Here is a 13,496-nt window from a genome sequence, read left to right as displayed (position 1 = left end):
ATTCCCCCTCGTCTCGCGTCCGCCGGCCGCACCGCGCGATGTGCTGTCGGCCGCCTGCTCGATCAAGCCTGCACCAGACCACTGACAACGCCCCGAAAACCCTTCCTGAGCTGCGAGTTCGGGACCGGACGGAGGGATTGTCAGTGGCGCGTCGTAGCGTCGGTGACATGAATCCGCAGGGGGAACGCTGGACGACGGATCAGGTGCGCGCGCTGGCTCCTGACGAGGCCTCACGCAGAGCGGGCGGCAGGCTCGCGGCGCCCGGGCCGTGGTCGGAAACGGGCGCGGACGACGCCGCGGTGTGGGGGCGGTGCAAGGGCAGCGGCACGACGCCGTACCGGACCGTGGTGGATCTCGACGGTCCGGCCTTCAGCTGTAGTTGCCCGAGCCGCAAATTCCCGTGCAAGCACGCGCTGGGGCTGCTGCTGCTCTGGGCGGGCGACGAGGGGGCGGTGGCGGCCGGGGAGCCGGCGCCGTGGGCGGGCGAGTGGCTGGCCGGGCGCCGCGAGCGCGCCGGGCGGTCCGCGGCCGCGCCGCCGAGTGCGGGCGCGGGGTCGCGGTCGCCCGCCGACCCGGCGGCGGCCGAGCGGCGGGCCGCCCGGCGGCTGCGGCGGATCGGGGCCGGCGCCGAGGAGTTGGAGCAGCGTCTGGAGGATCTGCTGCGGTCCGGCCTGGCCGCGGCCGGGCACTCCGGAGGGGGCGCCTCCCGCCCGGGCGGGACCGGGAGCGGGGGCGGGGGCGGGGGCGGGGGCGGCTCCTGGGGCGAGACCGCCGCCCGCATGATCGACGCCCAGGCGCCCGGACTCGCCTCACGGGTGCGCGAGTTGGCCACGGTGGCGGCGTCCGGCCCCGACTGGCCGGCTCGGCTGCTGGAGGAGTGCGCGCTGCTGCACCTCCTCGACCAGGGCTTCCTCGGCCTCGACCGCCTGCCGGCCCCGCTCGCGGCGACGGTCCGCTCCCGGGTGGGGCTCACCACGGAGGCGGCTGATCTGCTGACCGGCCCCGAGGCGGCGACGGTCCGGGACCGCTGGCTGGTGCTCGCCCAACAGGACGGCACGGACGGCAGTTTGCTCACCCGCAAGATCTTCCTGCGGGGCGAGCGGACCGGCCGGATGGCGCTGCACCTCTCGTTCGGCGGCGGCGGCCGCCCCCCGGAGCCGGCCCTGCCGCCCGGCCTGGTCCTCGACGCGGAGCTCGCTTACTACCCCGGCGCCCGTCCGCTGCGTGCCGCCCTGGGCGAGCGGCACGCCCCGGCCGTCCCCGGGCCGGTGCCTCCCGGCTGCGGCATCGACGCGGCGCTGGCCGCGTACGGCGATGCGCTGCGCGACGACCCGTGGCTGGATTCCTGGCCCGTGGTGCTCGCGGACGTCACCCCTATACCGGGCCGCGACGGGACGGGCTGGCAACTGGCCGACGCGGACGGGGAGTCGGCGCTGCCGCTGGACCCGCGCTCCGCCGGCGGTGCGGGCCGCTGGCAGCTGGCCGCCATATCGGGCGGGGCGCCGGTCACCGTCTTCGGCGAATGCGGCCACCGCGGCTTCCTGCCGCTGACCGTCTGGGACCCCGCCCCGGTGTCCCTGTGACCCGCGCCCCGGTCCCGGCCACCCCGGCTCCCCGACCGCCGCACAAGCCCTCCCCGACCGCCGCCACCGATGTCCCTGACGCCACCGATGCCTGGAGGACGGGCATGACGAGCACCACCCCCACCCTGAACGGCACGCACAACACCACGCCCACCACACACACCGCTCCCTCTCCTCCCACCTCGCCCACTTCAGTTGCCTCAACGGCCGCACCCAACTCGGCCGCCCCGGCTGACTGGTCCGCCCTCGTGAGTGCCGCGCTGCTCGGCACCGAGCGCCGGACCCCGCCGGTGGCGACGCGGCCGGGTCAGTGCGGCGCGGCCGCGCTCCTGGACGCGGCCGCGGTGAGCACGGTGCGCCGGCGCGCCGCCCTGCGCCCCGCGCCGGCCGGCGAGCGTCCCGCCCCGGCCCCGGCCGATCCGCGCCCCGTGCTGCCGCCCGCGGCGCGCCGCCGGCTGTCCCTCCTGCTCGCCGACCGCGGCGGCGGCGACGGCAGCAGCCACCGCGGTACGGCACCCGACCTCACCGAACTGCTCCCCCAGTGGCTCGCCGCCGCCGGCGCGTACGGCTACCGCGCCCCGGAGGCGCTGCTTCCGGCACTGCTCGACGCCGCCCGGGCCCGTACGGATCTGCGGCCCGCCGCGCTTGCGCTGGCGGGGCCGCGCGCCCTGTGGCTGGCGCGGCTCAACGACGAGTGGAAATTCGCGCTGCGCGGGACCGGGGGCCCGGCCGGGTTCCCCGTCGGTGACGACCCCCAGGGCGTACGGCAGCGGTGGGAGGAGGGCCTGTTCGCGGAGCGGGTCGCCCTGCTGACCGCGCTGCGCCGGCACGACCCGCCCGCCGGCCTGGCGCTGCTGGCCACGACCTGGTCCACGGAAGGGGCCGAGGACCGCCTGATGTTCCTCGACTCGCTGCGCGAGGACCTCTCGGCGGCCGATGAGCCCTTCCTCGAACAGGCTTTGTCCGACCGCAGCCGTCATGTCCGCGCCACGGCGGCCGAGTTCCTCTCGGCGCTGCCCGGCTCCGCGTTCGCGGCCCGGATGGCCGCGCGTGCGCACACCTGCATCGGCCCGGACCGCGTGTCGGGCACGACGATGATCGCGGTGGAGGCGCCGCACGAGTGCGACGCGGCGATGCAGCGGGACGGCATGGCGCTCAAGCCGCCCGCCGGCCGGGGCGAACGCTCCTGGTGGCTGGGCCAGTTGGTGGAGGCGGCGCCGCTGGCGGGCTGGCGCGCCCGCTTCGGGGACCGCGCGCCGGCGGCGATCGTCGCGCTGCCGGTGGCCGACGGCTGGCGCACGGAGCTGCACGACGCCTGGTGCCGCGCCGCCGTGCGCCAGCGGAACGCCGACTGGGCACGGGCCCTGCTGGGTGCGCCGGGCGCGCCGCCCCAGGCCACCGAGGCTTCACCGGCCGGCTCGTCGCGGGATCTGACGAAGCTGCTGGCCGTGCTCCCCGCGGACGAACGCGCCCGGTGGGCGGCCGAGTTCATCGCGGCGCACGGCCTGTCGGACGCCTTCCGGATGCTGGGGGTGTGCGCGACCCCCTGGGCGGAGCCGCTGGGCCGCGCCGTCGTCGACGCGCTGGACATCGCCCGGGACGCGGGCAGCTACCCCTGGAGCTTCAGCGGGGTGATGGGCCTGGCCGAGCGCTGCCTGGACCCGGCGGCCGCGGACCGTCTCGACCTGCTCACCGCCGTCACCGACGAGCCCGAGGGCGCCTCGCCGGGCTCCGGCGGCTACTGGTCCGAGGCCTTCCAGCGCCTGGTCACCACCCTGCGCCTGCGGGCCACGATGCGTGCCGAACTGGCGCCGCAGCCCGCCGCCCCCGAGCCGGCCGGGGAGACCGGCCGGAGGGCGCCATGAGCCTCGGCGCCGCGGCCGCCCCGGGGAGAGTCCGTGCGGCGCGCGGGCCCGGCGCCGCCTCAGACGGCCGGCGAGCGCACGTTCGTGCGGACCCACTCCACGATGGAGGCGGTCGTCGCGCCCGGGGTGAAGATCTCCGCGACGCCCTGCGCCTTGAGCGGGGGAATGTCGGCCTCGGGGATGATGCCGCCGCCGAAGACCTTGATGTCCGCCGCGTCGCGTTCCTCCAGGAGGGCGATGACCTTCGCGAAGAGGGTGTTGTGGGCACCGGAGAGGATGGACAGCCCGATCGCGTCGGCGTCCTCCTGGATCGCGGTGTCGACGATCTGCTCCGGGGTCTGGTGCAGCCCGGTGTAGATCACCTCCATACCGGCGTCGCGCAGGGCCCGCGCGATGACCTTGGCACCCCGGTCGTGCCCGTCCAGGCCCGGCTTGGCCACCACCACACGGATCGGCCCCGACCTGCCCGCCGCGCCCTGGCTCCCCGCTTGCGCCCCGTCCTGCCGCGCCACACTCATCACTGCCTCCAAGCCATGCACGGCACTGTGGTGCCGCCGAGCCGACAATCGATCGCGCGACCGCGATCCGGCGGCCACGAGCGTGAACGAACGTTATCGCCAGCATCGCGTACCCAGCCGTTTCGTGACATCCGGGGAGGGGGAAATCACACATGGGACACGTTCGCTCTGCGCCGCGTTCCGCTCACCGCCATGTCACGTCCTCGTGGCACGGCGCGCGCGGACCGGGCGCACGGGGAGCCGCAGTCGGACCACCGCGCCGCCGGGCGCGCATCAGGGCGGGCCACGCCGCATGCCCGCCGTCACTGCTCACGGCTTCCCACGAGGGCACACGGGGGTCACAGCCGCCTCCCGCGTGCCGTTCGGGAGGTCGGCCATGCAGGCCCTGCCCTTTCTCTCCACACCCCTTCTGCTCGCGCGCCTGCTGACCGCACCCCTCCAGTGCGCGCGACGGCTCCCCACCCGTGCCTCTTCCCTCCTGCTCCGCAGCACGGTCGTCGACCTGGCGGTGCTCGCCGCCCACCTGCTGCTCTACCCGACCGGCATCCCCCCGGAGCGCCCCCTGCCCCGCCCCGCCGCCCCCTTGGACGGGCAGCTGACGCCGGAGGTCCCGCAGCCGGGCGCCGCCCCTCCCACCCTGCTGCCGACCGAGGGCCGGGCGCATCCGCCGGTCCTCCTGCTCCACGGCTTCATCGACAACCGCTCCGTCTTCGTCCTGCTGCGCCGCTCGCTGCACCGGCACGGCTGGCGCCACCTCGAGGCGCTCAACTACTCCCCGCTGACCTGCGATCTCCGCAAGGCCGCGGAATTGCTCGGCCGTCATGTGGCGGAGCTGTCCGCGCGGAGCGGTCATCGCCGGGTGGACATCGTGGGCCACAGCCTCGGCGGACTCATCGCCCGCTATTACGTGCAGCGGCTCGGCGGCGACGCCCGGGTCCGCACGGTGGTCACGCTCGGCACCCCGCACTCCGGCACCCGTGTCGCGCCCCTGATGTCGGCGCATCCGCTCGTGCGGCAGATGCGGCCCGATTCCGAGGTGATCAGGGAGTTGTCGCTTCCGGCGCCGAATTGCCGCACCCGATTCGTGGCCTTCTGGAGCGAGGAGGACCACGTGATGATTCCGGCCACGACAGCCAGAATCGATCATCCGGATCTTCGCGTGCACAACGTGCAGGTCGCCGGTGTCGGACATCTCGCCCTGCCGGTCAACGGCACCGTCGCCGCCGGAATACGGGAGGCGCTGTCGTCGGCGGAGGAGGCGGAAGGACCGGCGGACACCACGTCGGTGGCCTGACCCGGGACCGCCGCAAGGGCGCACCGCCGCCCCGGATCACCGTCCCGTGCGCCGCGGACCCCGCACCCCGGGGGCGACACGATCTTGACGTGTTGTCGAACAAACCTCGAACGAGGTGCCAAGAGCATGCATGGGCCTGCCGAAAGGCGGCCAAATGCCCGGTCTGGCCGAGCGCAAACCCTGTGGAAGATTGTCGCCATCGCATACCGCCGGGTACAGTCGCCGCTAATTCTCCTGCTGCCGAGGCGAAAGAGAAGTTGGTGAACGACCGTCACCCATCGGGGGCTCCGCTTCCGACCGGCTCTCCTTCCGACGCCTCGTATGCGCACTATCCGGCCTACGACTCCTACGGGTATCCCTCCCCGGCCGGCACCGCCGAATACGGCGACGGCGACCCCCTTTTCGGCTCGCTTCCCGGCTCGTACGACACCGGGATGTACGACACCGGCAGCCATGCCACCGGGATGTACGACACGGGCGCGTACGCCGCGGGTACCCACGGAACGAGTGCGTACGGCACGGGCACCTTCCACGCCGGCGCGTACGGCGGCGCGGCGGACGGCGGCCAGGCCGCCTACGACACCGGCGCCTACCCCACGATGCAGTGGGACACCGGCGCCTATGACACCGGCGGCTACCCGGTCGCCGACGCGCACATGGCCGCCGGGGGCTACGACCCCTACGCGCACGCCTCCCACGAGCAGCCCGCGCAGCACACCGCCGACTACTCCTCCCCCGGGTACGGGACGACCGGGTACGAGACGGCCGGATACGAAACGGCTGGGTACGAAACAGCCGGGTACCCGACGACCGCCTGCGGAACCGGCGGTTACGAGGCGACCGCGTACGAGGCCACCTCCTACGGGTACGGCGGGTTCGACACCGGAAGCTTCGCCACCGGCGGCTATGCCCCGGAGGGACACGACACCGGTGGACACCACACCGGTGGACACGGCGCCGGTGGACACGACACCGGCTACGACACCGGCAGTTGGCCGGCCGCGAGCTACGAGACCGCCGAGACCTTCGAGAGCACCGGCGGGTTCGACACCGGCAGCATCCCCGTGGTCAAGGAGACCGCGGACCACGAGGCCACCGCGATCTGGTCGACCACCGACCAGGGCCTGATCTCCGGCATCCCCGCGCAGTCCGGCCCGCCCGAGGCCGAGGCCGCCCACTGGGACACCGCCACCTGGGACGGCGCCACCACCGCCGACCACACCGGGAGCAACGGACACGGCCGCGCCGGTGACGCCGCCGCCGTCGCGGACGCCATGACGCAGGCGATGCCCGTCACCCTCGCGTCCGACGCACCCACCGGCCGCCGCGCCGCCCGGGCGGAGGCCGAGAAGGCCGGCCGCGGCCGGGGCCGGCGGCGCCCGGCGAAGCGGTCGGCGCTGCTGACCATCGCCGTCCCCTCGGTCGCCACCCTGGGCGTCTGCGCCGTGGCCGCCGCGTCCGTCGCCCACTTCGGCGAGGACGACAAGACCGAGACGACCGCCCGGTCGGCCCCCGAGGCGACGGCCGTCAAGCCCTCCGCGGCCAACAACAAGCTCGACACCCAGCTCGCCGGACTCAGCGCCAGCGCCGATGACTTCCGTGACCGGGCCAGCCGGACGCAGGAGCGTATCGACCTCAAGGAGCGCCAGGCGCTGGACCGCAAGCGCAAGGCGGAGGAGGCGGCCCGCAAGGAGGCCGCACGCCCCAAGTTCGTGCTGCCCGTCACCCAGCACGGGCTGAGCGCCACCTTCGGCCAGGCCGGCGTCAACTGGATGTCCGTACATACCGGCATCGACTTCCCGGTCAGCTACGGCACCCCGGTCATGTCCGCCACCGACGGCACCATCCGCACCCAGTGGAACTCCGCCTACGGCAACATGGCGATCGTGACCGCGCCCGACGGCACGGAGACCTGGTACTGCCATCTGAGCAGCACCAAGCTCCGCTCCGGGGAGGTCAAGGCCGGTGACCGGATCGCCTATTCGGGCAACTCCGGCAACTCCACCGGGCCGCACCTGCACTTCGAGGTGCGCCCCGGCGGCGGGGCCGCGGTGGACCCGCAGCCCTGGCTGCGCGACCACGGCCTCAACCCGAACTGAGCCTCCCCCGCGCGGCCGCCGCCCCGGTTTCCCGCCCGCCTACAGCTTCTCCACCGGCGCGTACCGCAGCAGCAGCCGCTTGGGCTTCTCACCGCCGAAGTCGATGGTCGCCTCGGCGTTGTCGCCGCTGCCCTTGACACCCACGACCGTGCCGAGCCCGAAGCTGTCGTGGGTGACGCGGTCGCCGACGGTCAGCGCGACCACCTGGCGGTCGCCCGCCCGGCGGGTGGCGAAGCCGCTCGCCCCCTTGGTGCGCGAGGACAGCGTGGAGCCCAGGCCGCCACCGGCGCCGCCCGACAGCCCGCCCATGGTCGCGGACGGCGTCGCCTGGCCCGTGCGCTTCCACTGCACGTACTCACCCGGGATCTCCTCCAGGAACCGGGAGGGCGGGTTGTACGAGGGCTGGCCCCAGGCGCTGCGCATCGTCGAGCGGGTGACGTAGAGCCGCTCGCGGGCGCGGGTGATGCCGACGTAGGCCAGCCGGCGCTCCTCCTCCAGCTCCTTGGTCTGGCCCAGCGAGCGCATGTGCGGGAAGACGCCGTCCTCCATGCCGGTCAGGAAGACCACCGGGAACTCCAGGCCCTTGGCGGTGTGCAGCGTCATGAGGGTGATGACGCCGCTGCCCTCCTCGTCCTCGTCCGGGATCTGGTCGGAGTCGGCGACCAGGGCGACCTGCTCCAGGAAGTCGGAGAGGGTGCCCGGGTCCTCCTCGCCGCGGTCCTGCTCGAACTCCAGGGCCACGGCGGCGAGTTCCTGGAGGTTCTCGATCCGGGTCTCGTCCTGCGGGTCGGTGGAGGCCTGGAGCTCGGCGAGGTAGCCCGTGCGCTCCAGGACCGCTTCGAGGACGGTGGCGGGGCCGGCGCCGGACTCGACGATGGTGCGCAGCTCCTCCATGAGGACGTTGAAGCGCTTGACGGCGTTGGCGGAGCGGGCCGCCATGCCGTACGCCTCGTCGACCCGGCGCAGCGCCTGCGGGAAGGTGATCTTCTCGCGCCCCGACAGGGCGTCGATCATCGCCTCGGCGCGGTCGCCGATGCCGCGCTTGGGGACGTTCAGGATGCGGCGCAGCGGGACGGTGTCCTCGGGGTTGGCGAGCACCCGCAGATACGCCAGGACGTCACGGACCTCCTTGCGCTCGTAGAAGCGCACTCCGCCGACGACCTTGTAGGGCAGCCCGACCCGGATGAAGATCTCTTCGAAGACCCGGGACTGGGCGTTGGTGCGGTAGAAGACGGCGACGTCGCCGGCCTTGGCGTCGCCGGCGTCCGTCAGGCGGTCGATCTCGTCGGCGACGAACTGCGCCTCGTCGTGCTCGGTGTCGGCGACGTAGCCGGTGATCCCGGGGCCGCTGCCGGCGTCGGTCCAGAGGTTCTTGGGGCGGCGGTTCTCGTTGCGCTCGATGACGGCGTTGGCGGCCGACAGGATCGTCTGCGAGGAGCGGTAGTTCTGCTCCAGCAGGATCGTCGTCGCGTCGGGGTAGTCCTCCTCGAACTGGAGGATGTTGCGGATGGTGGCACCGCGGAAGGCGTAGATCGACTGGTCGGCGTCGCCGACGACGCACAGCTCGGCCGCCGATTCGGCGGGGCCGACCAGCTCGCGGACGAGGGTGTACTGGGCGTGGTTGGTGTCCTGGTACTCGTCGACGAGGACGTGGCGGAAGCGGCGGCGGTAGTGCTCGGCGACATCCGGGAATGCCTGGAGCAGATGGACCGTCGTCATGATGATGTCGTCGAAGTCCAGGGCGTTGGCCTCGCGCAGCCGCGACTGGTACATCGCGTACGCCTCGGCCAGCGTCTTCTCGAACCCTCCCCCAGACTCCGTCTGGGAGGTGCCCCCAGCGGCCGTTCCCGCGAAGGTCTCCTCGTCGATGAGCTCGTTCTTGAGGTTGGAGATCTTCGCGCTGAAGGACTTGGGCGGATAGCGCTTGGGGTCCAGGTCCAGGTCCCGGCAGACCAGGGCCATCAGGCGCTTGGAGTCGGCGGCGTCGTAGATCGAGAAGGAGGAGGTGAAGCCCAGCTTCTTGGATTCGCGGCGCAGGATGCGCACGCAGGCGCTGTGGAAGGTGGAGACCCACATGGCGTTCGCGCGCGGGCCGACCAGCTCCTCGACGCGCTCCTTCATCTCGCCCGCGGCCTTGTTCGTGAAGGTGATCGCGAGGACCTGGCCGGGGTGGACGTGCCGCTCGGCCAGGAGATGGGCGATGCGGTGGGTGAGCACCCGGGTCTTGCCGGAGCCGGCGCCGGCGACGATCAGCAGCGGGCCGCCGGTGTGCACCACGGCGGCCTTCTGCTCGTCGTTGAGCCCCTCGAGCAGCGCGGCGGCATCGACGGCGGGGCGGGCGGCGCCGTCGCGGTAGTGGGTGTCTCTGGGGCCGGGCGCGTCGAATTTCCCGCCGAAGAGGTCGGCGGGGACCTCCTCGGGGGCCGGCTCGTGCTCGTCCTCGGGAGGCGGCGGGTGCTCCTCGTTCTTGTGGCCGAGGTCCGCCAGGAAGCTGTCGTCAAAGAGGCTGCTCATCGCCCACCGAGTCTAGGCCGCCGCACTGACAACCCGCCGCGCAGTGCCGATTGTCGGCCGTATGACGGGGCCGCGCGGCGGCCCGCAGGTCAGGGGCCCGCACGGCGCGGCGCCTCGTCTACCCGAATCAGACATCTGCCACAACAACCCCCGCATCGCGTTCAGGTCACAAAAAGGTTTCGGGCATATCGAACATCAGCCTTCACAGGAGCCACACGAGTTGGCTAACGTCCTCGCTCAGGCAGCCCGCTTTCCCGCGTACGACCGTGTCCGCACGGGCCGCCACGCCGAGTCCGGCCCTGCCCTGAAGGCACCCGGAGCCGGGGACCCACCAGCACCACCGGGGTGAATCGATCCGTACGGCCGTCACAGACGGACGTCGGACCGTAGGGCAAGCCTTCCGTCATCGACACCGCCCGAACCCGACAGCTAACCCGGTAGGCGGTCACGGAAGGAGTTGCCGGCCTTGGCGTCCCATCGCAAGCCGCGCACCAGCGTCCTCGCCTCGCCCGGAGGCCGCCGTACGGCTGCCGGGCTCACCACCGCTGCCCTCGCGTCGGTCACCCTGCTCTCGCAGACCGCCGACGCGGCCCCCAGGGCGCCGAAACCCAGCGTCGAAGAGGTCAAGAAGCAGGTCGACGGCCTCTACCACCAGGCCGAGGTGGCCACCGAGAAGTACAACGGCGCCAAGGAGCGCGCCGGCGAACAGCAGCACACCGTCGACAAGCTGCTCGACGACGCGGCCGAGCGCGCCGAGCAGATGAACCGGTCCCGCCACCAGCTGGGGATGTTCGCGTCGGCCCAGTACCGCACCGGCGGGATGAACCCGACTGCGCAGCTGATGCTCGCCAGGGACCCGCAGCAGTTCGTCGACCGCACCCACCTCATGGAGCGGCTCACCGGCCGGCAGAAGCAGGCCGTCACCGACTACCAGGAGCAGGCGGCCGCCGCGGCGCACCAGCGGGCCGAGGCGACCGACAGCCTGGACCGGCTGCAGAAGTCGCAGGCGTCCCTCAAGGAGTCCAAGCGCGTCGTCCAGGACAAGCTGACCGAGGCCCGGCAGCTGCTGTCCCGGCTGACCGCGCAGGAGAAGGCGCGGCTGGCGCAGCTGGAGCGCGAGAAGGAGGCGGCCGCCCAGCGCAAGGCCGACGAGGAGGCGCGCCGGCAGCGGCAGCACGACGGCGGCGGTTCCACGGGCGGGCAGACCGGTGGCGGCTCCGACGACGGCGGTTCGACCGGCACCCCGTCCTCCGCCAAGGCCGCGAAGGCGATCGCCTTCGCCCGCTCCCAGATCGGCAAGCCGTACGTCTGGGGCGCGACCGGACCCAGCTCCTACGACTGCTCGGGGCTGACGCAGGCGGCGTGGAAGGCGGCCGGCGTCACGATGCCGCGGACCACCTGGGACCAGGTCAAGATCGGCTCGCGGGTGTCCACCAAGGATCTGCAACCCGGTGACCTGGTGTTCTTCTTCGACGACATCAGCCACGTCGGGATGTACATAGGCGGCGGCAAGATGATCCACGCGCCGCACCCGGGCGCCAGCGTCCGGGTGGAGTCGATCTCCTACATGCCCATCTACGGGAGCGTCCGCCCGGGCTGAGGCCCGGCCGCCCGCTCCCCCACAGGCCACCCCCCACGGCCACCCCCCACACGCCACCGCGCGGCCGTCGCCTCCCTTACGGAGTGCGAGGACCGCGCGGTGTGCCGTGGTGGGACGGTGGTGCGCGCCGTCAGGTCCGGCGCGCCACCCGGGTACTCCTCAGGTCCAGAGCACGGCGATGAAGATGTTGGCCACGGTCAGCGCACCGACCGCGCCGAAGAGCGGCTTCTCCACCGTCTCGTCGTCGCGCTTGACGTAGACCAGCGCCAGGATCACCACCAGGACGGCCATCTTGATGCCGATCTTGAGGGTGTTGACGTCGTGGCCCTGGGCCTGGTTGAGGCCGACCAGCGCGACGCCGGTGATCAGCATCGTCAGCGCGCCGTGCAGCATGGCCGGCACGAAGCGGGCGGTGCCCGCGCCCATCGCCTTCATCTGGGTCAGAAAGCCTCCGAGCAGGGAGGCGATGCCGATGATGTGCAGGGCGACGAAGAGATTGATTACTACGTCCATAGTGCGGGATCGTAGCCGCCGCATAGCACGGCCCTGCGGGCAGGGCGGCCGCAATCGCCGCTTCGATCATGGCGGGCCGGTACCGGCCGTCCGACCGTCCGCCGCACGGTCATCGGCACACCGGCACCGGTCGAAAGCGAACAATGCCGGGCAAGAGGGCCCCCCGGCACAACACCCCGGCTTAGCGTCCTCCTCCAGGCGGTCGACTCCCCGCCGTCGCCGGCCCCCCACCGGCGACCCGTCGGCCGCCCCGCCGCGAGGTGCGGCGACGGTCCGTTCCCCCGTTACGGACCGCCGCCGGCCCCGGCTCGAAGGGAAGGAAGTGACGGCCACCGTGGCCTCGCACCGCAAGCCCAGGCAGCATCCGCTCGCCTCGCTGACCGGCGGCTCGCGCACCGCGCGCACCGCCCGTACCGCCGCCACGCTGGCACTCGCCGGTGCCGCCGCCACCACCGTCTTCGACGGCACCGGGCAGGCCGCCCCCCGGCCCACCCCCGCCCAGGTCAAGGGCCGGATCGACGCGCTGTACCAGGAGGCAGAGGTGGCCACGCAGAGCTACAACGGCGCGAAGGAGGCCGCCGGCACCGCACGCCGGGAGCTGAGCCGGCTGCAGGACGAGGCCGCCCGCCGGACCCAGAAGCTCAACACCGCCCGTACGGAGCTGGGCGCCCTGGCCGCGAGCCAGTACCGCTCCGGCGGGGTGGACCCGACGGTCAAGCTGCTGCTGTCCGCGGATCCGCAGCGCTATCTGGACGGCGCCGCGGTGCTGGAGCGTACGGGCAGCCATCAGGCGACCGCGGTGGCCGGGTACGCGCGCCGGCTCGGCAGCGTACGGCAGGTCCGGCAGCGAGCCGAGGAGACCGCGGAGCGGCTGGCGGCCACCGAGGCCACGCTGAAGAAGCAGCGGGTCACGGTCGTCCACAAGCTGGACGCCGCCGAGCAGTTGCTGAACCGGCTGACCGCCGAGCAGCGCAAGCGGATGGCGGGACCGGGCGGCGACGGCGCCGCCGACGGCACGAAGGACGCCGGCCGCGGCCGTGCGGACCGGGGGACGCACGGGGACGGCCCCCTCGACGGGCTCGCCCACAGCACGGGGCTCGCCCACGGCGCGCAGGGTGCCGCCGCCGCCCCCAACCCCCGTGCCGCGCGGGCCGTTTCGTTCGCCTACGCCGCCCTCGGCAAGCCGTACGTCTGGGGCGCGACGGGCCCCTCCGCCTATGACTGCTCGGGGCTGACCCAGGCCGCCTGGAAGTCCGGCGGCGTCGCCCTGCCCCGGACCACCTACACCCAGATCAGCTCCGGCCCGCGGGTCGACCGGTCCCAACTCGCCCCCGGTGACCTGGTGTTCTTCTACTCCGGCATCAGCCATGTGGGGCTCTACATCGGCGACGGCAAGATGATCCACGCCCCGCACCCGGGGGCGCCGGTACGGATCGCGCCGATCGACCAGATGCCGTTCGCCGCGGCCACCCGCCCGGCCTAGGAGCGCCCCCGGCACGCGTCCCGGGGC

General features: G+C 73.4%; 9 protein-coding genes and 1 riboswitch. Of the genes, 6 read left to right on the top strand and 3 right to left on the bottom strand.

All coding sequences use genetic code 11. The features are described 5' to 3' along the window. Positions 1–167: 167 nt before the first annotated feature. Together ACQP17_RS22110 and ACQP17_RS22105 are read left to right on the top strand one after the other, a co-directional pair. Positions 168–1,583 carry an SWIM zinc finger family protein gene (locus ACQP17_RS22110; protein ID WP_433857827.1) on the top strand — a complete coding sequence of 472 codons (1,416 nt, stop codon included), beginning with the start codon at positions 168–170 and terminating at the stop codon, positions 1,581–1,583. Positions 1,584–1,687: 104 nt separating this feature from the next. Next, positions 1,688–3,448: a DUF5691 domain-containing protein gene (locus ACQP17_RS22105; RefSeq protein ID WP_433857826.1), complete on the top strand. Its 1,761-nt coding sequence runs from the start codon at positions 1,688–1,690 to the stop codon at positions 3,446–3,448. Between the two features lie 59 nt (positions 3,449–3,507). Here ACQP17_RS22105 and ACQP17_RS22100 read toward each other — a convergent pair whose 3' ends face one another. Continuing rightward, complete coding sequence (locus ACQP17_RS22100) at positions 3,508–3,966, bottom strand: cobalamin B12-binding domain-containing protein (RefSeq protein ID WP_433857825.1); 459 nt, start codon at positions 3,964–3,966, stop codon at positions 3,508–3,510. 376 nt (positions 3,967–4,342) lie between these two features. On the opposite strand from ACQP17_RS22100, the gene ACQP17_RS22095 reads away from it, so the two are divergent. After that, a complete protein-coding gene (locus ACQP17_RS22095) occupies positions 4,343–5,260 on the top strand; it encodes an esterase/lipase family protein (RefSeq protein ID WP_433857824.1) in 918 nt (305 codons plus the stop codon). Positions 5,261–5,520: 260 nt separating this feature from the next. Then, on the top strand, positions 5,521–7,359 hold the full coding sequence (locus tag ACQP17_RS22090) for a peptidoglycan DD-metalloendopeptidase family protein (protein WP_433857823.1): 1,839 nt from the start codon (positions 5,521–5,523) through the stop codon (positions 7,357–7,359). Between the two features lie 39 nt (positions 7,360–7,398). Here ACQP17_RS22090 and pcrA read toward each other — a convergent pair whose 3' ends face one another. Next, positions 7,399–9,873, bottom strand: coding sequence for a DNA helicase PcrA (gene pcrA / locus ACQP17_RS22085; RefSeq protein ID WP_433857822.1), 2,475 nt, complete (start codon positions 9,871–9,873; stop codon positions 7,399–7,401). 275 nt (positions 9,874–10,148) lie between these two features. Further along, a riboswitch (cyclic di-AMP (ydaO/yuaA leader) is annotated at positions 10,149–10,332 on the top strand. Positions 10,333–10,339: 7 nt separating this feature from the next. Here pcrA and ACQP17_RS22080 point away from each other — a divergent pair. Further along, entirely contained in the window at positions 10,340–11,473 is a 1,134-nt protein-coding gene (locus ACQP17_RS22080; RefSeq protein WP_433857821.1) for an NlpC/P60 family protein, read from the top strand. Positions 11,474–11,632: 159 nt separating this feature from the next. On the opposite strand, the gene ACQP17_RS22075 is transcribed toward ACQP17_RS22080, so the two are convergent. Further along, positions 11,633–11,986: a hypothetical protein gene (locus ACQP17_RS22075; RefSeq protein WP_433857819.1), complete on the bottom strand. Its 354-nt coding sequence runs from the start codon at positions 11,984–11,986 to the stop codon at positions 11,633–11,635. Between the two features lie 322 nt (positions 11,987–12,308). Here ACQP17_RS22075 and ACQP17_RS22070 point away from each other — a divergent pair, with 322 nt between their 5' ends. Next, positions 12,309–13,469, top strand: a complete 1,161-nt coding sequence (locus tag ACQP17_RS22070; RefSeq protein WP_433857818.1) for an NlpC/P60 family protein — start codon at positions 12,309–12,311, stop codon at positions 13,467–13,469. Positions 13,470–13,496: the final 27 nt, after the last annotated feature.

Source organism: Streptomyces kronopolitis (assembly GCF_050953795.1).
GTDB lineage: Bacteria > Actinomycetota > Actinomycetes > Streptomycetales > Streptomycetaceae > Streptomyces > Streptomyces kronopolitis_A.
This window is presented reverse-complemented; position numbering and strand designations above follow the sequence as displayed.